At 70.2% G+C, this 19,691-nt stretch carries 20 protein-coding genes; 4 read left to right on the top strand and 16 right to left on the bottom strand.

Annotated elements, in window-relative coordinates:
* Position 1: 1 nt before the first annotated feature.
* Together FK530_RS10475 and FK530_RS10470 are read right to left on the bottom strand one after the other, a co-directional pair.
* On the bottom strand, positions 2 to 625 hold the full coding sequence (locus FK530_RS10475; protein ID WP_146486944.1) for a GNAT family N-acetyltransferase: 624 nt from the start codon (positions 623 to 625) through the stop codon (positions 2 to 4).
* A gap of 10 nt (positions 626 to 635) precedes the next feature.
* Positions 636 to 1,064, bottom strand: a complete 429-nt coding sequence (locus FK530_RS10470; RefSeq protein WP_231706579.1) for an acyl-CoA thioesterase — start codon at positions 1,062 to 1,064, stop codon at positions 636 to 638.
* Between the two features lie 118 nt (positions 1,065 to 1,182).
* On the opposite strand from FK530_RS10470, the gene FK530_RS10465 reads away from it, so the two are divergent.
* Together FK530_RS10465 and FK530_RS10460 are read left to right on the top strand one after the other, a co-directional pair.
* A complete protein-coding gene (locus tag FK530_RS10465) occupies positions 1,183 to 1,962 on the top strand; it encodes a hypothetical protein (protein WP_146486942.1) in 780 nt (259 codons plus the stop codon).
* 136 nt (positions 1,963 to 2,098) lie between these two features.
* The gene (locus FK530_RS10460) at positions 2,099 to 5,821 is read left to right on the top strand and encodes a multifunctional oxoglutarate decarboxylase/oxoglutarate dehydrogenase thiamine pyrophosphate-binding subunit/dihydrolipoyllysine-residue succinyltransferase subunit (RefSeq protein WP_146486941.1); all 3,723 of its coding nucleotides are present in this window, start codon (positions 2,099 to 2,101) and stop codon (positions 5,819 to 5,821) included.
* Positions 5,822 to 5,943: 122 nt separating this feature from the next.
* Here FK530_RS10460 and FK530_RS10455 read toward each other — a convergent pair whose 3' ends face one another.
* Positions 5,944 to 6,603 (bottom strand): TetR/AcrR family transcriptional regulator, encoded by a 660-nt coding sequence (locus tag FK530_RS10455; RefSeq protein WP_146486940.1) that lies wholly within the window; start codon positions 6,601 to 6,603, stop codon positions 5,944 to 5,946.
* Between the two features lie 124 nt (positions 6,604 to 6,727).
* Here FK530_RS10455 and FK530_RS10450 point away from each other — a divergent pair, with 124 nt between their 5' ends.
* A complete protein-coding gene (locus FK530_RS10450; protein WP_146486939.1) occupies positions 6,728 to 7,558 on the top strand; it encodes an SDR family NAD(P)-dependent oxidoreductase in 831 nt (276 codons plus the stop codon).
* A 66-nt stretch (positions 7,559 to 7,624) separates the two neighbouring features.
* Here FK530_RS10450 and FK530_RS10445 read toward each other — a convergent pair whose 3' ends face one another.
* The gene (locus tag FK530_RS10445; protein ID WP_146486938.1) at positions 7,625 to 8,530 is read right to left on the bottom strand and encodes a glycine betaine ABC transporter substrate-binding protein; all 906 of its coding nucleotides are present in this window, start codon (positions 8,528 to 8,530) and stop codon (positions 7,625 to 7,627) included.
* A gap of 61 nt (positions 8,531 to 8,591) precedes the next feature.
* On the opposite strand from FK530_RS10445, the gene corA reads away from it, so the two are divergent.
* Positions 8,592 to 9,677 carry a magnesium/cobalt transporter CorA gene (corA, locus tag FK530_RS10440; RefSeq protein WP_146486937.1) on the top strand — a complete coding sequence of 362 codons (1,086 nt, stop codon included), beginning with the start codon at positions 8,592 to 8,594 and terminating at the stop codon, positions 9,675 to 9,677.
* 77 nt (positions 9,678 to 9,754) lie between these two features.
* On the opposite strand, the gene FK530_RS10435 is transcribed toward corA, so the two are convergent.
* The 12 genes from FK530_RS10435 to FK530_RS10380 all read right to left on the bottom strand — a co-directional run bounded on the left by FK530_RS10435 (position 9,755) and on the right by FK530_RS10380 (position 19,656).
* Positions 9,755 to 10,351 (bottom strand): suppressor of fused domain protein, encoded by a 597-nt coding sequence (locus FK530_RS10435; RefSeq protein ID WP_146486936.1) that lies wholly within the window; start codon positions 10,349 to 10,351, stop codon positions 9,755 to 9,757.
* Between the two features lie 25 nt (positions 10,352 to 10,376).
* Positions 10,377 to 11,243, bottom strand: coding sequence for a chromosome partitioning protein ParB (locus tag FK530_RS10430; protein ID WP_146486935.1), 867 nt, complete (start codon positions 11,241 to 11,243; stop codon positions 10,377 to 10,379).
* Positions 11,233 to 11,907 carry a metallophosphoesterase family protein gene (locus FK530_RS10425; protein ID WP_146486934.1) on the bottom strand — a complete coding sequence of 225 codons (675 nt, stop codon included), beginning with the start codon at positions 11,905 to 11,907 and terminating at the stop codon, positions 11,233 to 11,235. Before FK530_RS10425 ends, FK530_RS10430 begins: the two co-directional genes overlap by 11 nt.
* Positions 11,908 to 11,929: 22 nt before the next feature.
* Positions 11,930 to 13,111, bottom strand: coding sequence for an ABC transporter ATP-binding protein (locus FK530_RS10420; RefSeq protein ID WP_146486933.1), 1,182 nt, complete (start codon positions 13,109 to 13,111; stop codon positions 11,930 to 11,932).
* 22 nt (positions 13,112 to 13,133) lie between these two features.
* The gene (locus FK530_RS10415) at positions 13,134 to 13,967 is read right to left on the bottom strand and encodes a carbohydrate ABC transporter permease (protein ID WP_146435700.1); all 834 of its coding nucleotides are present in this window, start codon (positions 13,965 to 13,967) and stop codon (positions 13,134 to 13,136) included.
* 9 nt (positions 13,968 to 13,976) lie between these two features.
* On the bottom strand, positions 13,977 to 14,912 hold the full coding sequence (locus FK530_RS10410; RefSeq protein ID WP_146486932.1) for a carbohydrate ABC transporter permease: 936 nt from the start codon (positions 14,910 to 14,912) through the stop codon (positions 13,977 to 13,979).
* Positions 14,909 to 16,360 (bottom strand): extracellular solute-binding protein, encoded by a 1,452-nt coding sequence (locus FK530_RS10405; protein ID WP_231706578.1) that lies wholly within the window; start codon positions 16,358 to 16,360, stop codon positions 14,909 to 14,911. The genes FK530_RS10410 and FK530_RS10405 overlap by 4 nt, the downstream gene beginning before the upstream one ends.
* Positions 16,361 to 16,442: 82 nt before the next feature.
* Positions 16,443 to 17,180, bottom strand: a complete 738-nt coding sequence (locus tag FK530_RS10400; protein ID WP_146486931.1) for a TetR/AcrR family transcriptional regulator — start codon at positions 17,178 to 17,180, stop codon at positions 16,443 to 16,445.
* Positions 17,181 to 17,252: 72 nt separating this feature from the next.
* Complete coding sequence (locus FK530_RS10395; RefSeq protein WP_146486930.1) at positions 17,253 to 18,254, bottom strand: AurF N-oxygenase family protein; 1,002 nt, start codon at positions 18,252 to 18,254, stop codon at positions 17,253 to 17,255.
* Positions 18,255 to 18,356: 102 nt separating this feature from the next.
* Positions 18,357 to 18,653, bottom strand: coding sequence for a transcriptional regulator (locus FK530_RS10390; protein WP_205124194.1), 297 nt, complete (start codon positions 18,651 to 18,653; stop codon positions 18,357 to 18,359).
* Entirely contained in the window at positions 18,650 to 19,087 is a 438-nt protein-coding gene (locus FK530_RS10385) for a hypothetical protein (protein WP_146486929.1), read from the bottom strand. The genes FK530_RS10390 and FK530_RS10385 overlap by 4 nt, the downstream gene beginning before the upstream one ends.
* Positions 19,088 to 19,134: 47 nt before the next feature.
* Positions 19,135 to 19,656: a YflT domain-containing protein gene (locus tag FK530_RS10380; RefSeq protein ID WP_146486928.1), complete on the bottom strand. Its 522-nt coding sequence runs from the start codon at positions 19,654 to 19,656 to the stop codon at positions 19,135 to 19,137.
* Between the last annotated feature and the right edge of the window lie 35 nt (positions 19,657 to 19,691).

Genomic DNA, 19,691 nt, shown 5'->3' with positions numbered 1-19,691 from the left:
GCTACTCCGGGACGGCGCGGTAGGCCTCGTGCCGGTGGCGCAGGCGGTGCCGCAGGTGCGCGTTCACGGTGGGCCACTCGTGCCGGAGGATCGAGAAGAGCACCGCGTCCTGCAGGGCGCCGTTGCGGTACCGCTTGTAGCTGCGGAGCACGCCGTCCTGCTTGGCCCCGAGCCGGGCGATGGCCTCCCGCGACTGGGTGTTCACCCACTGCGTGCGCAGGCCGATGCACTCGCAGCCGAGCACGTCGAAGGCGTGCTGGAGCAGCAGCAGTTTCGACTCGGCGTTGGTCCCCGTGCCGTGCGCCGAGGCCCGGTTCCAGGTGTAGCCGATCTCCATCCGCGGGACGACCGGATCGATGTCGTAGTAGGTGGTCATGCCCAGTACCCGGCCGGCGGCGTCGATCGCGGTGAAGGGGATCATCTCACCCTTCTCCTGCAGCTCGAGGCGGCGGTCGATCTCGGCGCGCAGGCCCGACGGCGACGGCACCGAGGTGTACCAGCGGTCCCACAGCTGCCCGTCCTCGAGCGCCTCGACGAGACCCTCGTACTGGTCGTGCGAGAGCGGAACGAGGGTGACCAGGTGCCCCGTCAGGGTGACGGGCGCGAGCGGGGTGAGGAAGGCCATGGCTCGCAGGCTACTGCGGGGCACCGACGACGAGCCGCTCGAGCGCGGCGCGGATCCCGTCCGGGACGGCGGCGGGCCGCCGGCTCTCCCGGTCGACGAAGACGTGGACGAACCACCCCTCCGCGGCGAGCGCGCCGGCACCGTCGAACAGGGTGACCGCGTAGCGCACGCTCGACCGGCCCAGCTTCGTGACGGCGAGCCCGGCGGTGACGTGCTCCGGGAAGGCCAACGGGGCGTCGTACCGGCAGTGAGATTCCACACACAGGCCGATCGTCGCGCCCTCGTGGATGTCCAGGCCGCCCTCACCGATCAGGTAGGTGTTGATCACCGTGTCGAAGTAGCTGTAATAGACGACGTTGTTGACGTGCCCGTACACGTCGTTGTCCTTCCAGCGCGTGGGAATGACCAGGGTGTACGGCTGCTCGTCGATGCTCGGCACAGGGGCCGACGGTACGCCGCCCGCGTCCGCCTCGTCGTGCGGGCGGGAACTTTCCGTCGGTCCCCGGGGGTTAGATGGGGTGAAAGGTTCCATTGGATCGCGTCCCACGGAGGTCACCATGGCGAACAAGCCCGCCCGCATCCAGTCCGACCAGCCCACCCTTCCCGCCGTCCAGCACGACGGTGGCGGCGCGCTGGGCTCCGTCATCGACCGCGCGGCCCGGCTGCAGGCGCCCGCGGTCGCGAAGTACGTGGCGGGTCTGCGTGCGGACCACCCCGACGAGACGCCCGCGCAGATCATCGAGCGGCTGGAGAAGCGCTACCTGCTGACGGTGACCGGCACCGGCGGCGCGGCGGGTGCGACCGCGGCGGTTCCCGGCGTCGGGACCATCGCGGCGATCGGCGCCGTCGGCGCGGAGACCGTCGTCTTCATGGAGGCCTCCGCGCTGTACGCGCTGGCCGTGGCGGAGGTCTACGGGATCTCGCCCGAGGACCGGGAGCTGCGCAAGGCGCTCGTGCTCACGGCGGTGCTCGGTGACGCCGGCCTCGGTGCGCTCCGTGCCACGTTCGGCGCCAAGAACGCCTCGCTGCTGAGCCTGAAGAAGAATCCCGGCCAGATCCCCGGCGTGGGCAACCTGAACAAGCAGCTCATGAAGATGTTCTCCCGGCGGTTCTTCATCAAGAAGGCGCCGCTGCTCATGGGCAAGCTCCTGCCCGCCGGCATCGGTGCCGTGGTCGGCGCCGGCGGCAACCGGGCGCTGGGCAAGAACGTCGTGAACAACACGCGCGACGCGTTCGGCCCGGTTCCCACCACGTGGCCCGCCGCTCACCTGCGGGTCGTCGAGGGGTCGGCGACCGACGGCTCCACACCGGGACTCCCCGGCCCCGGCACCGACTGACCGCGGCCGTGGAACGGGAGTAACCGACACACATTTTCCGTGGTGGACTACCCTGGACCGCGCGGACCTGCGCCCTCTGCGATCCAGGGTGGCGCGCGCTTGATACGACGATGATGAATCGAGGCGAGGACCTGCCGTGAGCAGCAGTTCTGTATCGGATTTCGGCCAAAACGAGTGGCTGGTCGAGGAGATGTACGAGCGGTTCAAGGCCGACCCTAATTCGGTCGACCCGAGCTGGCACGAATTCCTCTCGAAGTACACCCCGGGGGTTGCAGAGGGTGGCACCGCGGCGAGTAACGGCGCCGCCCCCGCAGCAGCGGCGCCCGCGGCACGGCCCGCCGCCCCCGCAGCGGCGCCGGCGGCGAAGGCCCCGAAGACGGCCGACACGACGCTGACCCCCGCGCCGTCCGCACCGGTGACCCCGGCGCCGTCCTCGCCCGCGAAGCCCGCCCCGGCCCCCAAGGCCCCGGCCCCCGCCTCGTTCCCCGACGAGGAGGAGCGCACCGTGCTCCGCGGTGCCGCGAACGCCGTCGTCAAGAACATGAACGCCAGCCGCGAGGTGCCGACCGCGACGTCGGTGCGCTCGATGCCGGTCAAGGTGATGTTCGACAACCGCGTGGTCATCAACAACCACCTCGCGCGCACCCGCGGCGGCAAGATCAGCTTCACCCACATCCTGGGCTACGCCCTGGTGCAGGGCGTCAAGGCCTTCCCGAACATGAACCGGCACTTCGCCGAGGTCGACGGGAAGCCCAACGCGGTGACCCCGCCGCACGTGAACCTCGGCATCGCCATCGACCTGGTCGGCAAGAACGGCAGCCGCAGCCTCGTGGTCGCGGGCGTCAAGGAAGCCGAGACGATGGACTTCGGCCAGTTCGTGGCCGCCTACGAGGACATCGTGCGCCGCGCCCGCCAGGGCAAGCTGGGCGCCGAGGACTTCGCCGGTGTGACCATCTCGCTGACCAACCCCGGCGGCATCGGCACCGTGCACTCCGTGCCCCGCCTCATGGTGGGCCAGGGCGCCATCATCGGCGTCGGCGCCATGGAGTACCCCGCCGAGTTCCAGGGCGCGAGCGACGAGAAGATCGCCGAGCTCGCGGTCGGCAAGCTCACGACGTTGACCTCGACCTACGACCACCGCATCATCCAGGGCGCCGAGTCCGGCGACTTCCTGCGGTACGTCCACGAGCTCACGCTGAGCGACGACTTCTGGGACGACATCTTCCGCACGATGCACGTGCCCTACGAGCCGATCCGCTGGCGGCAGGACATCCCCGCCCACGGCATCGACAAGGACGCGCGCGTCCTCGAGCTCATCGCGGCGTACCGGGCGCGCGGCCACCTCATGGCCGACGTCGATCCGCTGCGCTACAACAACGAGAGCCTCGAGTCGCACCCCGACCTGAACGTGCTCACCTACGAGCTCACCCTGTGGGACCTCGACCGCACGTTCAACGTGGGCGGCTTCCACGGCGCCGAGCGGCTCAAGCTCCGCAAGGTGCTGTCCGTGCTGCGCGACGCGTACTGCCGCCACGTCGGCATCGAGTACACGCACATCCTGGAGCCCGAGCAGCAGAAGTGGCTGCAGGAGCGCGTGGAGGCGAAGGACACCAAGCCCACCGTCGCCGAGCAGAAGTACATCCTCAGCAAGCTCAACGCGGCCGAGGCCTTCGAGACCTTCCTGCAGACCAAGTACGTGGGCCAGAAGCGCTTCTCGCTGGAGGGTGCGGAGTCGGTCATCCCGATGATGGACGCCGTGCTGGACCAGGCCGCCGAGCACCAGCTCGACGAGGTCGTCATCGGCATGCCGCACCGCGGCCGCCTGAACGTGCTGGCGAACATCGTCGGCAAGCCCTACAGCAAGATCTTCACCGAGTTCGAGGGCAACCTGAACCCGGCGCAGGCGCACGGCTCGGGCGACGTGAAGTACCACCTCGGCGCCGAGGGCAAGTACTACCAGATGTTCGGCGAGAACGAGATCACCGTCTCACTGGTCGCGAACCCCTCGCACCTCGAGGCCGTCGACCCGGTGCTCGAGGGCATCGTGCACGCCAAGCAGGACATGAAGAACCCGCCGGAGGGCGTCCACCCGGTGATGCCGCTCATGCTCCACGGTGACGCGGCCTTCGCCGGCCAGGGCGTCGTCGCGGAGACGCTGAACATGGCGAACCTCGACGGTTTCTCCAACGGCGGCACGATCCACATCGTGGTGAACAACCAGGTCGGCTTCACCACCTCGCCGGAGAACTCGCGCAGCTCGCAGTACTGCACCGACGTGGCGAAGATGATCGGCGCGCCGATCTTCCACGTCAACGGCGACGACCCCGAGGCCTGCGTCTGGGTCGCCAAGCTCGCCGTCGACTTCCGCGAGAAGTTCGACAAGGACGTCGTGATCGACCTCGTCTGCTACCGCCGCCGCGGCCACAACGAGGGCGACGACCCGTCGATGACCCAGCCCGGCATGTACGACGTGATCGACACCAAGCGCGGTGTCCGTAAGTCCTACACCGAGGCTCTCATCGGTCGTGGCGACATCTCGACCAAGGAGGCCGAGGACGCGCTGCGCGACTACCAGGGCCAGCTGGAGCGGGTGTTCAACGAGGTCAAGGAGCTCGAGAAGTTCCAGGCCGAGCCCGCGCCGTCGATCATCGCCGACCAGCCGCTGCCCAGCTCGCTGGTGACCGCGGTGCCGCTGGAGCAGATCCAGCGCGTGGGCGACGCCTACGCCAACGTCCCCGAGGGCTTCACCGTGCACCCGCGTGTGGCCCCCGTGGTCAAGCGCCGCTTCGAGATGTCGCGCGACGGCGGCATCGACTGGGCGTTCGGCGAGCTGCTCGCCTTCGGCACCCTGCTCGAGGAGGGCCGCACGGTCCGTCTCGCCGGCCAGGACAGCCGTCGCGGCACGTTCACCCAGCGTCACGCGGTCCTCATCGACCGGCAGTCGGGCCAGGAGTACACGCCGCTCGATCACCTCGGTCCCGACGGCACCGAGTCGCCCGGCAAGTTCATGGTCTACGACTCGGCGCTCACCGAGTTCGCGGGCCTGGGCTTCGAGTACGGCTACTCCGTGGCCGACGAGTCGGCGCTGGTGTGCTGGGAGGCGCAGTTCGGCGACTTCGTCAACGGCGCGCAGTCGATCATCGACGAGTTCATCAGCTCGGGCGAGGCCAAGTGGGGCCAGACCTCGGGCGTGACGCTGCTGCTCCCCCACGGCCACGAGGGCCAGGGACCGGACCACACGTCGGCCCGCATCGAGCGCTTCCTGCAGCTGTGCGCGGAGGGCTCGATGACGGTGGCGATGCCGTCGACGCCGGCCTCGTACTTCCACCTGCTCCGTCGCCACGCCCTCGACGGTGTGCGGCGCCCGATGGTGGTCGCGACGCCGAAGTCGATGCTGCGCAACAAGGCCGCCGTCAGCCCCGTCGAGGACTTCACGAGCGGCAAGTTCCGCTCGGTGATCGACGACCCGGCCTTCGAGGTGGAGGGCGGCGACCGCAGCAAGGTCACCAAGCTGCTGCTGGTCTCCGGCAAGCTCTACTACGAGCTCGAGGCGCGCCGGAAGAAAGACGGCCGCGACGACGTCGCGATCGTCCGCATGGAGCAGCTGTACCCGCTGCCCTCACGGCGCCTGCCGGCCACGCTCGACCTGTACCCCAACGCCACGGACGTGCGCTGGGTCCAGGAGGAGCCGGCGAACCAGGGCGCGTGGCCGTTCTTCGGCCTGGCGCTGCCGGAGCTCGACGGCCGCCTGATCGGCATCAAGCGCGTCTCCCGCCGCGCCATGTCGGCCCCGTGCTCGGGTTCCTCCAAGGTGCACGCCGTGGAGCAGGCCCAGATCATCGACGAGGCCTTCCTCTGATCGGCTAGCACGTGAGAAGGGCCGGTCCTCCCGCTGGGAGGACCGGCCCTTCTGTGTTCCGACGGTGGGCGCGTTCGTCCGCCTCCCGCGCACGCGGAACAGGCCCGGTCAACCGGGCACCGTCAGGCGGCGCCGGCGGTGAGGTCCAGCCCCACCGCCCCGGCCATCCCCACGAACATGGTGGCGAGGTGTTCGACCACCTCGTCCCGGGTCATCGCGGCGAAGCCGGCGTTCTCGTCGAGCCACTGCACGAGGGTCTCCTCGACGACGGCGATCCAGCCGTGGACGGCGAGCACGAACCGCGGCGAGCGGTCGATGCCGATGTTCTCCGCCTGGTTCACGAACTGATCGACGATCTGCTCGCGGACGGACTTCACGGCGGTGCGGATCCGCGGCTCCGACCAGCTGACCCCGGCGAGCATCGGCAGCAGGGACTGCCGGTTCTCCATGATGTGGTCGACGTAGGTGCCCAGGGTGGCACTGAGGATCGGCATCACGTCGGTGATGTCCTCGGGGTCGCGGTCGGGGGTGGCGACCTCCCCCACGATGCGCGCCTGCTCCTCCACGAGCGCGACCTGGAAGTCGAGCTTCGAGTCGAAGTAGTGGAACAGCAGGCCGGCGGAGACTCCCGCCTGGCTCGCGATGTCCTCGATGGACACCTGCTCGAGCGCCTGGTGCTTGAGACTGAGCAGGCCCAGGTCGATGAACTGTTGGCGCCGGGCTTGGGGGCTCAGCCGGGTGCGCTTGCGCCCCACCGCTGCGGCGACGGACTTTCTGGTCACCTACTGAATCATACTCAATAGGTCGTTGACAGACCTCGTATCCCAACCCTACTGTCGAGTAAGTACGTCGAGCAGCAGCCCGAAACAGCCGCCCGGCACGGACCAGTGTGAGGAATGACAGAGCATGAAGAGTTTCCGCGGCAAGGTCGCCGTCGTCACCGGAGCCGCCTCCGGTATGGGGCGTGAGCTGGCGCTGCAGCTCGCCGATGAGGGCGCCAAGCTCTCGCTGTGCGATTACGACCCCGCCGGTCTCGAGCAGACCGCCGAGCTCGCCCGGGCCCGCGGCGCCGAGGTGCACACGAAGGTCGTCAACGTCGGCGAGCGCGAGCAGCTCCTGGCCTACGCGGACGAGGTCGTCGAGCACTACGGCACCGTCAACCTGCTGTTCAACAACGCCGGCATCGCGCATCACGAGCCCGTCCTGACCACGTCCTTCAAGGACTACGACCGGGTCATGGACATCGACTTCTGGGGCGTCGTGAACGGCACCAAGGCTTTCCTGCCCGCGCTGATCGCCTCGGGCGATGCGCACATCGTCAACACCAGCTCGCTGTTCGGCCTGCTGTCCGTCGGCGGCCAGAGCGCTTACAACGCCGCCAAGTTCGGCGTCCGCGGCTTCACCGAGGCGCTGCGCATCGAGATGCTCTCGAGCGACCACAACGTCGGCGTGACCTGCGTGCACCCGGGCGGCATCAAGACGGCCATCGCCCGCAACGCCACCGGCGCCGAGGGCAAGGACCCCGCGCACACCGCGGAACTCTTCGACAAGTACCTCGCCCGCACCGAGGCCGACGACGCCGCGCGCACGATCCTGAACGGCGTCAAGAAGAACCGCGGCCGCGTGCTCATCGGCGCCGACGCGAAGATCATCGACGTCCTGGTCCGCCTCGGCGGTTCCGCCTACGAGCGGGTCAACGCCATCGTCGACCAGCAGCTCAACAAGCGCCTGAAGTAGCGCGCCCCGCGCTCGCCGCCCCGCCCTCGCCCGCCGAGTGCGGGGCGGTCCGCGTTCGAGCGGCGCTCACTTCAGGGGGTGCTCGGCGATCCAGTCGTCGGTCGCCTGCTCGGGCGTGCGCTCCCCCGACTCGACCTGCGCGACCAGCTCCGCCAGATCGGCGGTGGTGAGCTCCCCCGCGATCGCGGACAGCCGCTTGGTCTGCGCCACCGTCAGCCCGTCGCGCCGCACCAGCGGCACGACGGCCCGCGAGGGCACCGCCCCGTCGGGGTCGGCGACCTGGACGAGGTCCTGCGCGGCGGGCGAGAGCGTGCCGAGCTGCGCGAGCGCGGCGCGCCCCTCCCGGACGGCACGCGCGGCGGCCGCCTCGTCGGCGACCGCGACGACCGGCCCCGTCGGGCAGCCGTAGCGACCCCGCAGGTCCGCCGGCGACCCGGCGGGCACCGCGACGGCACCGGAGAGGCCCTCGCAGCCCCGTAGGGTCGCGGACGGAGCCTCCTTGGGCGCGAAGAGCATCGGCTGGTCCAGGGCGAGCGTCGGATCACCCAGGCCCAGGCCCTCGGGCAGAACCGCGCTGAGCGCGACGAACTGCGCGTCCCACTGCGCGCGCGGGTTCTCCGACTCCTCTTCCTTCGCCTTGGTGGGCTGCGCGGCACCGGGCCGGTAGCGCTCCCACAGCGCGCCGGTCAGCGCGGGCGCGACGGTGAGCTCGCCCCGCTCGACGGCGGCCACGGCGGCGTCCTCCCCCGGCCCGAGCCCCAACCGCGTCTCGACCGGCGTTCCCGCCATGCGCAGCGCGGTGGCGTAGATCAGGGCCTCGACCTTCGAGGCGGCACTCCCCGCCGATCCCACGGTGACCGTGCCGGGCGCGGTGCGCGGCCCCAGGTCGGCCTGGTCCCCGGGATCGGAACAGCCGGCCAAAGCCACTGCGGCGAGGGCTGCGGCGGCGAGGCGGGACGGGCGAGTTCTCACGCCTACTTTCTACCCGCCGCCGCCGCGGCCGAGCCGCCTGGCCCGGTCTACTATCTCGTCCATGCCCTCCCTGCCGTCCATGCCCCGGCCCGGCGCGGGCCGCCGCGACGTCCGCGAGCCGGACGTGCCGCGCGTCCCGGTGCCCGTGGCGCGTGCCGTCGTCGACTGCGGCGTCTACGTCGACGGGGTGCGCCTGCCCGGCCGCTTCGGCTACGTCGAGGCGATCGAGGAGGTCCGCCGCCGTGGCGAGGGCTACGTGTGGGTCGGCCTGCTCGACCCCGATCAGCACCAGATGGACGAGGTCTCCCGCGTCTTCGGGCTGCACCCGCTGACCGTCGAGGACACGCTCGTCACGCACACCCGCCCCAAGGTGGACCGGTTCGACGACACGCTCTTCCTCATCCTCAAGACCGTCAACTACGTGGGTCACGACCGCACCGATCCGATGGCGCGCATCGTCGAGACGGGCGAGGTCATGGTTCTCGTCGGGCCGGACCACGTGATCACGGTGCGGCACGGCGATCACGGCAGCCTGCGCCGCGTCCGCCGGAACCTCGAGGCCAACCCGGAGCTGCTCACGCTCGGACCGTCCGCGGTGATGCACGCCGTCGCCGACCACGTCGTGGACACCTACGTCGCCGTCTCCGACCTGCTCGAGGACGACATCGACCGGGTCGAGGAGGACGTCTTCCGCGCCGGCGCCCGTACCCAGGTCGACGAGATCTACCAGCTCAAGCGCGACATCGTGGAACTGCGCCGCGGCATCCACCCGCTCTCCCATGCGCTCAAGCGCCTGACCTGCGACTTCGGCGACATCATCCCGCACGAGATCCAGCGCTACTTCTCGGACGTGCTCGATCATCAGGCGATGGTCGCCGACCACGTGGAGACCTACAACGACGTGCTGAGCTCGCTGATCGACGCGGCCGTCGCGAAGATCGGGATGCAGCAGAACGAGGACATGCGCAAGATGTCGGCGATCATCGGCCTCGTCGCGGTGCCGACGATGATCGCCGGGATCTACGGCATGAACTTCGACAACATGCCCGAGCTGCACTGGACCTACGGCTACTTCATCGTGCTCGCGGTCATGGCCGCAGCCTGTCTGGGCCTGTTCGTCGTCTTCCGGAAGATCAAGTGGCTGTAGCGGCTCACGATGTCGAGTCCAGCGGCCACACGAGTGCTCTCACGCACGCGTAAGCCCGCGGATGTCGAATTCGTGAACTAGACCGCGCGGGCCGCGGGGCGGCCGGGGTCGGCGGGGTCGATGCCGGCCTCCGCCCACGCCTCGCGGAGCGCCGCCGCGCCCTTGAGCCGCACCCAGGCGGCCTCGTTCGCGGTGATCGGGTCGGCGCGCAGGAAGCGCACCGGCTCGCCGTCCTCGCGCGACAGGTCGGGCACCGCGGACTCCCCCAGCAGCACCGCGGTGAACGGCGCCGCGGCCCACAGCGGTGCCCCCAGATCGACGAGTGCGTCGGGCGCGAGCACCAGCCCCTCGACCGCGGGCGTCGCCGCGAGGATCGCGAGCGAGCGGTGCACCCCGTCGAGCGCGGCACCGGGACCGTCGGCGGCGGGCCGCAGCTCCAGCACGACCTCGGCGCGCGGCCCGTCCTCGACGGTGACGATCGCATTCGGATCCGTCATCGCGTGCCGCGAGCAGCCGACGCTGGCGAAGGCGACGAGCGGATCGCCGACCCGGCGCTGGACCGTCATGGGCTCGAGGCCGAGGAAGGTGACCGACGCCGACGCGGGCGGCGCGAAACCGCGGCCCGCGTAGTGCTCGGCGAGGTGCGCCCGGACGGCATCGACGACGGAAGTCACGAGCACCGATCCTACGGACCGGCCGTCAGAAGAACCGGCCCGGCTGCCAGGGCCGGTTCTGCGCCGACACCTCGGAGATGATCTCGGGCGTCCAGACGTGCTTGCGCACCAGCCGGTACCGCTCGCAGGCGACGAACAGGTAGACCTCCGCATCGGTGGAGGACTCCATGATCCCGGCGGCCCGTGCCAGCTCGATGACCGGCGCGAACTCCTCGGCGAACCACCGGCGGGCGACGACGGGGCGCGACAGGTACTCCCCCGCCTCCTGGATCAGCCGGAAGCCCCAGGCCTCCACCGATTCCGCGAGCACCGAGTAGTCCCAGGCGTTGGTGAACCGGATCCGCTCCCGCGCCTCGCCCTCGAGCGGGACCCGCTCGAGGAACAGCCGCCGGTGGTCCTTGAGCAGCAGGTCGGAGCGGACGGCGATGCCGCCGGAGCCGATCCGCGTGACGACCTCCGTGACGTCGGCGTCGATGGTGGTGAAGCCGCGCGCGAAGGCGATCGACACGCGATGGTGACCGTCGACGACGAAGTACATCTCGCCGACCTTCTTCAGCTCGACCGGGGGCATCGCCTCGCCCCGCCGCTGGGCCGCGGCCAGCCTTTGCCAGCGGGCGCGCAGGGCGGGCGAGCGCGGCCGGAAGTAGCGGTCGAAGTCGCGGGTGCGGTCGACGCTGCCCACGATCTGCGCGACGGGCACCACCTGCAGGCCCAGCTTCCGCTCGGTCACCAGGCCCAGCGCGGAGACGACCTCGTCGTAGGGCAGCACCTCGTTGACGTCGCCGGGCTGGCCGCGCACCCACGCCGCCAGCCGGGCGATGTTGGCGCGCCGCCGCGACCGCTCGAAATCGCTGCGGGCGTCCTCGTCGGGGAATCCGGTGTCACGCGCCACGTCGCCGCTCCCTCACGCGGTAGGTCCCCGGGCTCCCGGGGTCGATGTCGAAGTAGGTGTAGCCGACGGTGTTCAGCACCGGTACGCCGTCGATCTCGCGGTCCGGGCCCGGCCGCCCGAAGGGGTGCACGTGCCCGTGCACGAAGACCTGCGGCCGGAGCTGCACGACCAGCCGCCCGAGGGCGGCGAGGCCCTCGTGCGGGCCGTCGTCGCCGTCGCCCACGCCGCGCGCGGGCGAGTGCGCGAGCACCACGTCGACGGTGCGCCGCCGGGCCGCGAGCCGCACCCGCCAGGCCCGGCGCGCCGCCTGGGACTGGGTCCACTGGTTCGGCCCGCCGCGGTAGCGGACGGACCCGCCGAGGCCCGCCACCGTCAGGCCGCCGACGGTGACGACGCGACCGTCGGCGTTGACGCCGCCGCGCGGGCCGGGCGGCTCGCACGGCAGTCCCCCGCGCACGAACCCGCCACGGGTGCGCCGGTAGCCGCTGTGGTCGGGATCGTGGTTGCCGGGGACGAAGACGCAGGGCACGCCGTAGCGGTCGACGAGCGACTCCAGGTACCCGCCGGACAGGTCGCCGGCCCCGAGGATGAGGTCGGGACGCAGCGTCGACGAGGCGAGCGCCAGGCCCGGCACCTCCTCGTCGCTGACGGCGAGCACCCGCACGGCGCGCTGCCCTTGCCCCCGCCTACAGGGCCAGGTTCCGCCCGGACGCGGCGTCGAAGACGGCGATCTTGGTCGGGTCGTAGTACAGGTCGACCTCGGCGCCGCGGGCGGCCGTCGAGTCGGCGGACAGGCGCGCGACGATCTCGTCGACGCCGGCGGGCGGGGGCAGCTGCTGCCCCGCGTTGAGGTCGCCGAGGACGTCGGTGCGGGCGTCGTCCGCCGCGACGGCGAAGTGCACGAACTTGTCCGAGCCCATGGACTCGAGGACGTCGACGCGGGCACGGAAGGTGAGCCCGCCGACGCGCTGGTTCGGGTCCAGCAGGCGGGCGTCCTCGAAGTGCTCCGGGCGGATGCCGACGACCACGTCGCCGTTGCGGTTGCCCGCCGCCGCGGCCTTCTCGGCCAGCTGCGGCGCGTCCAGCAGCAGGATCTCGCCGAGCGCGGTGTCGATGCCCACCGAGGTGAGGCGGCCGGGCACGAAGTTCATCGCGGGCGAGCCGATGAAGCCGGCGACGAACAGGTTGTTCGGGCGGTCGTAGAGCTCCTGCGGGGCGCCGATCTGCTGCACGTCGCCGCTCTTGAGCACCACCACGCGGTCGCCGAGGGTCATGGCCTCGGTCTGGTCGTGGGTCACGTACACCATGGTGGTGCCGAGGCGCTTCTGCAGGCGGCTGACCTCGGTGCGCATCTGCACCCGCAGCTTGGCGTCGAGGTTGGACAGCGGCTCGTCCATGAGGAAGGCCTTGGGGCTGCGCACGATCGCGCGGCCCATCGCGACGCGCTGCCGTTGGCCGCCCGAGAGCTGCGACGGCCGCCGGTCGAGGTGCTGCGTGAGGTCCAGCGTGCGAGCGGCGTCCTCGACGGCCGCATTGATCTGATCCTTCGGCAGCTTCGCCAGCTTGAGCGGGAAGGCGATGTTCTCACGCACCGTCATGTGCGGGTACAGCGCGTAGGACTGGAAGACCATCGCGATGTCGCGGTCCTTGGGCGCCCGCTCGTTGACGCGCTCACCGCCGATCCGCAACTCGCCGTCGGAGATGTCCTCCAGGCCCGCGATCATGTTCAGCGTGGTGGACTTGCCGCAGCCCGACGGGCCCACCAGGATCACGAACTCGCCGTCGGCGATCTCCAGGTTGATGTCGCTGACGGCGGTGGAACCGTCGGGGTAGGTCTTGCGCACGTGGTCCAGGACGATGTCGGCCATGTGAATTGCTCCTTCGAGTGTTTCAGCCCTTGACCGCACCGGACGTCAGTCCGGCCACGATCCGTCGCTGGAAGATCAGCACGAACACGATGATGGGGATGGTGACGATCACGGCGGCGGCCGCGATCGACCCGGTGGGCTCCTCGAACTCGGAGCTGCCGGTGAAGTTGGTGATGGCCACGGGCGCCGTGGTCGAGGCGTCCGTCGCGGTCAGCGTGAGCGCGAAGAGCAGGTCGTTCCAGCAGAAGATGAAGACCAGGATCGCGGCGGTCACCACGCCGGGGGCCGCGAGCGGTGCGATCACGCGGCGGAAGGCCTGCGCCGGGGTGGCGCCGTCCATCTTGGCCGCCTTCTCCAGCTCCCAGGGGATCTCGCGGAAGAACGCCGAGAGCGTGTACACCGTGAGCGGCAGCGCGAAGGTGATGTACGGCAGGATCAGGCCGGGCCAGGTGTCGAACAGACCCACCTTGCGCTCGATGTTGAACAGCGGCGTGATGAGCGAGACCTGCGGGAACATCGCGATGAGCAGCGCCGCGCCGACGAACAGCTTCTTGCCCGGGAAGTCCAGCCGCGCCACCGCGTACGCGGCGAACATGCCGATCAGGACGGCGATCACGGTGGAGATCAGCGCGATGCCGATCGAGTTGATCAGCGGGCGGATGAAGCCGTTGCCCTCGAAGATCGCGGTGTAGTTCTCCCCGGTGATCTTCTTCGGGATGAAGCTGCCGTCCGCGATGGACGAGGTGGGCTTGAGCGAGAGCGAGATGATCCACAGCACGGGGATCAGGGCGTAGAGGATCACCAGCAGATCGATGACGCTCCAGCCGAGCTTCTTACCGACGGAACCTTGAGCCATGTCCTACCCCTACCGTCGATCGCCCGAATCGGAGCCCGGCACCGAGGTGCCGAACGCCTTGACGAAGATGAACGCGATGATCGCGACGCAGATGAAGATCAGCACCGAGATCGCCGATCCCACACCCAGGTTGAACGCCTTGAACAGGTTGTCGTACCCGAGGATGGAGACCGAGCCGGTGCCGTTGCTGCCCTTCGTCAGGATGTAGATGTTGTCGAAGATGCGGAAGGCGTCCAGCGTGCGGAACAGCAGCGCCACCAGGATCGCCGGCTTCATCAGCGGGATCGTGATCTTGAGCAGGCGGGTCCACGGGCCGGCGCCGTCGAGCGCCGCGGCCTTGAGCAGGTCGTCGGGCACCAGGGCGAGGCCCGAGAGCAGCAGCAGCGCCATGAACGGCGTCGTCTTCCACACCTCGGCCAGGATGATGATCGCGACCGACGGCCACTGCTCGGTGAGCGGCGCGCTCCCGTCGGGCAGCAGGCCGGCGAGGTAGCCGGTCCCCGGGGTCCAGGCGTAGTACCAGGAGAACGCCGCGACGACGGTGACGATGCCGTACGGGATCAGCACCACGGTGCGCACCAGGCCGCGGCCGACGAGCGTGCGGTGCATGACCAGCGCGATCGCGAGGCCCAGCACGAACTCGATGACCACCGAGACCACGGTGATGAGCGAGGTCATGCCCAGCGCCTGCCACCAGTAGCCGTCCTGCAGCACGGTGACGTAGTTGCCGAAGCCGATGAACTCGTCCTGCCCCGGGTAGGCCAGCGACGACTTGTGCAGGCTCAGCCAGAAGGCGTAGATGATCGGGTACGCGGTGACCAGGAACATCACCAGCGCGGCGGGGGCGATGAGCAGCAGGCCCAGCTTGCGCTCGGCGCGGCGCCCCTCGCTCTCGGGGGCGGGGCCCGTCGGATCGTTCGACGGTGCCTCGGTCACGGCGGTCACGGCACGAGCCCCTTTCCGTCCATCGCCTTCTGCGCGGCGGCGGTCAGTTCATCGGCCAGCGTCTCCGGGTCCCAGGAGCCGACGGGGGCCAGCTTGGCCTGCAGCAGGGTCGACATCGCCTGGTACTGGGGCGTGATCGGCCGCACGGCGGTGGTGTTCTCCTGCAGCTGGTCGCGGATGAGCGAGGCCATCGGGTAGTCCTTGCGGAACTCCGCGTCGTCGTAGAGCTTCGCGAGGATGGGCGGGGTGCCGCCCTTGATCGCGTACTTCCGCTCGGCGGCCTCGTTGGTGAGGCAGGCGAGCGCGGCGAAGGCCTGCTTCTCGTACCGGGTGGTCTTCGCGACGGCGAAGTTGATGCCGCCGACCGTGGTCTTGGCGGGCTTGCCCGCGATCACCGAGGGGTACGGCGCGAAATCGAACTTCTGTCGCGTGAGCGTGTTGATCTCGTTGAGCTGCACCGCCGTCGGCGACGGCGGGTCCGCCGCATCCTTCGGTGGGTTCAACAGCGCGTCGAACTTGGTCAGCTCGGCGAGGTAGGGAACCTGGCCGGCGGCGCCGTTCTGCTGCGCGCTCGCGTAGACGAAGGGCCAGTTGACCTGGAAGATCGCCTTGCCGGTCTCCATGCCGAGGCGCGACTTGCCCTCGTCGAGCTGGGTGAACGACGGGTCGCGGCCGGGCGCCGTGGCGACCGCCTTCATAATCGACAGCGCCTTGACGGTGGCGGCGCGGTGCTCCGGGGTGTCGGTGAGCGTCACCGTCTTGCCGTCCTCCGCCACCATCCGTCCGCCGGCGCTCTCGAGCAGCGAGTTGAACCACACGACCACGCCCTCGTACTGCGCGGCCTGCGCCTCGATCTGCGTGGGTCCGCCGAGTTCGCCGGATGTGGTCGCGTAGTGCACCACCTGGTCCCAGGTCAGCTTCGGCGGCTGGTTGCCGATCTTGCGGCCCAGGACCTTCTCCAGCGCGTCCTTGCGGTACCAGAGCAGCTGCGTGTTGGTCCACGCCGGCGCCGCGTACTGCTTGTCCTGCCACATCGCCGTCTTGAGCGGGCCCGCGAGCACCGTCTTCTTGGCGGCGGCGGCCAGGTCGTCCGGGAAGGGCAGGACCCAGCCCGCCTCGGCGAACTCGGCGGTCCAGTTCACGTCCAGGCCCACGATGTCCATCGTCCGGTCGTTGCCGTTGGCGCGGCGGGCGATCTGCAGCCGCTGGTCGTCGGCCTGCTTCGGCAGCGCGTGCCCGACGACCCTGTAGTCGCTCGTGGAGCAGTCCTGCGCGACCTCCTTGACCGTCTTCGCGCCGTCCGCCGGCGCGTAGACGTTCAGGGTGATGCCGCTGTCCTCGGTGCCGCACCCCGCGAGCAGGGTCACGGCCATGGTCGCCGTGAGTCCCGCCGCCGCGGCGCGCGTGCGCCGCCGGGTGCCGAGCCGCGTTCTCCGTCGTATCGTCACGCCGCCTCCTTCGCCGCCCCCGACCGGTGGCGTCCGCTGGAAAGCTAGCCGACGAGACCGGTGAGGTGAACCACATTCGGCATTATCGTGCCAGACCGGGCGCCAGGTCGTTCATCACCTGGCTGAACTCGGCGTCGGGGTCCACCTGGATCCCCAGAGTGCGGGCGGCACCGTCGAGCACGAACCACGTGACGTCGGTGAGCGATTCGACCACGTCGGCGCGTGAGCGTCCCCGGACCGCGGCCTCGCCGCGCACCCAGCTGGTGAGCGTGCCCTCCACCATCGTGAACACCATGAAGGGCACGTCGGCGAAGGCGCGGGGGTCGAGCCCGGTCAGGGCGGCGAGGCCGTCGATGGTCTGGTCCGCGCGGGCGACCACGCGGTGCTTGAGCTCCCCGATGGCGTCGGGGGCCACGGGTACGCCGTCGGAGCCGGCCACCGCGTCGGTGGGCCCGGCGCGCAGCAGGTCGACGAGGCGCGGGTTGTCCTGCATCCACGAGGCGGCGCTCGCGATGGAGCGGCGCACGATCTCGCGCAGCGAGCCGGTGGAGACGTCGAGATCGGCCTCGAGTTCCGCGGCGAACCGTTCGACCACGAATCCGCGGAGCCCCCGCGCCAGGTCGTCCTTGCTCTTGAACTGCCGGTACACCACGGATTTCACCAGGCCGGCGCGCTCGGCGATGCTCCGCACGGGGATCGAGGCACCGGGCTCGGACTCCTCGACCAGTTCGGCCGCGGCCCGCAGGATCAGATCGCGCCGCTGCGAATTGTGGGCGCGCCAGCGCAACTCGTAGCCGCTCTCGGCCTCGCGCGTCGCCATACCCGCGATGTTACGCCGGTGCGGCGCCGTCCCGGACCGGTAACCGAGTGGACGGCGCCCGGCGGGGGACGCTCAGGCCGCGATCTGCGCGGGGCGCGTGGGCTCCCCGCGGTAGCGGGCCTTGTGCCCGTCGATCCGCAGCAGCTTCCACATCAGCTTGCCGACCGGCGTCATGAGTCCGAGATCATCGGCGAGCGCGCGCATCTCGGCGAAGTAGTCGTTGAGGAGCGCCCGCGCCGTGGGCCCGCGCCAGAAGGCCTCGCGCTTGACCTCGCGCGGGACCTCGAACTGCTCGAAGAAGGCCTTGGGCGGGGTGAAGATCTCCCCCACCAGCCAGCGCATCGCGAGCGGGAAGGCGACGGCGCAGATCCGCTTCTGCCGCGGCGTCATGTCGCGCAGGTGGGAGTGCAGGAACTCGTGCGCGAAGGAGATGTGCCGCGCCTCCTCGGCGACGTGGATCTCCATGGTGCGCAACACCAGCGGCGGCACCTGGCCGCCGTGCCGCATGATCGCCTTCTGATAGTGGTCGATCGGCTCCTCGCCGCCGAGGATGCCCATAAACAGGATCACGTGCGCGTGGCCGCCCAGCACGCCGATCATCGGGGAGGCCCGGCGGAACCACTTCCGCATGCCCGGGACGTCGACGTCGACGCGGTTCACCAGCTCCTGGAACATCTGGATGTGGTTGCACTCCTCCGTCATCTCGTGGAGGCAGTAGCGGAACTCCGGCGACTTGTTCGGGAGCTTCATGATGTACTGCATCATTCCGCGGATCAGGATGGACTCGAAGGCCGCGCCCACCTTGATGGTGTTGGCCATGCGCCACTTCCCGATTTCGATCCGCTTCTCCAGCGGCAGGTCGCGGTACCACTGCGTCGCACCGAGGGAGTCGAGCGTGGGCGGCAGCACCCACCGCGGATCGTGCGGGTCCAGCGCCAACTCGGGCGAGTCCCAGTCGATGTCGAGGTAGGGATCGAAGCGCCGGTGCACCGAACCGTCGGACAGGTCCTCCAGCACGTCGACGTAGCCCTGTTCGAGTTCGCGCCGGCTGACGCGTCCCAGGATGTCCGCCATGAGAGTCCTCCTTGTGATCGCTATCACTTCTCTCGAATTTAGCAGGACATCGCGACCCGGTAAACAGGTTCGGCGGACTCGATGCGGCGAGGGCGTCGAGGCTCAGTCGGTGAGCGCGCGCAGTGCCGCGACGTGGCGGGCGAAGGCGGAGGTCCCGGCGGGCGTGAGCGCGACCCACTGACGACGCGAGTCCGCGGCGTCGCGCCGCAGCTCGACGTACCGCGCCTCCTCCAGCTTCGCCAGGTGCTTGCTCAGCACGGAGGCGCTCACCCCCAGAGCCTTCGCGAGCAGGTCGAACCGCAGCTCCTCGGCCTGCCCGAGGGCCGCGCAGATCATCAGCCGCTGCCGCGGGTGGATGAGGTCGTCGAACGCCGGCGGGCCGTGGTCCGGGCCGCTCACGCGGACTGCCGCACGGTGAGCCGCTCCGCCGCCACGCGGCAGCCGCCGTAGATGACGACCACCACGGCGAACACCGCGACGTACGTGAGCGGTCGCCCGGCCTCGAGATACTTCGCGGAGATCATCCCGGCGAACATGGCGCCGAAGAAGCCCACCCAGGACACGACCGACGCGCGCGAGCCCGGCGCGAACGCACCCACGCGCCCCCGCCTCTTCGCGATCACCACCAGCACCATGACCGGCACGGCGAAGACCGCGAACGCGAGCAGGATGTTCCGCCAGGTCTGCGGGCCGCCGTAGACCATCGACCACACCCCGGCGACGAACAGGACCTCGAGCGCGAGCAGCCACCACGGCAGGGCCGCCCGACGCCCGGCCGCTCCCGCGGCCTCGACGTCGGCGAGCGTGCCACCGTCCTCCGAGTTCGTTTCCATACCGGAAACAATATGGGATCGTTTCCGGTTCGGCAACTATCTCGGGGCTACTGGATGTTCAGACGCGCCAGCATGTCGCGGGCGCGCTCGGCGACCTGCGGGTCGCAGAGCACGTCGTACCGGCCCGCGACCAGCTGCATCGTCGACGAGAAGTCGCGGGTCCCGCGCGAGGCCCAGTACGGCACCGCGGCGCTGATCAGGCCGAAGACGATACCGCCGATGACGCCGGCGATCACCGTCGCGGGCAGGGACTCCCCGCCGCCCACGAACAGACCCACGAGCAGGCCGAGGAACAGGCCCAGCCAGGCGCCCGAGGCGGCGCCCGCGCTGAGCACGCGCCCCCAGGTCAGGCGGCCGGTGATCCGCTCCACCTGCATCAGGTCGACGCCCACGATGGTCACGTTCTGGACCGGGAACTCCTGGTCCGACAGGTAGTCGACGGCCCGCTGCGCCTCCGCGTAGGTGCTGTAGGAACCGATCGGCCAGCCCTTCGGCGGCGTCGGCAGCCCGCGACCGGCGGGCCCTCCCGGCTGGTTCGGCGACCCGGGACCGGGTAGCGGTTGCGACATTCGGCGCCCTCCCTCACATGCGATTCGTAGAACGA

This window comes from Tsukamurella conjunctivitidis, assembly GCF_007858475.1.
Taxonomy (GTDB): Bacteria; Actinomycetota; Actinomycetes; order Mycobacteriales; family Mycobacteriaceae; genus Tsukamurella; species Tsukamurella conjunctivitidis.
This window is presented reverse-complemented; position numbering and strand designations above follow the sequence as displayed.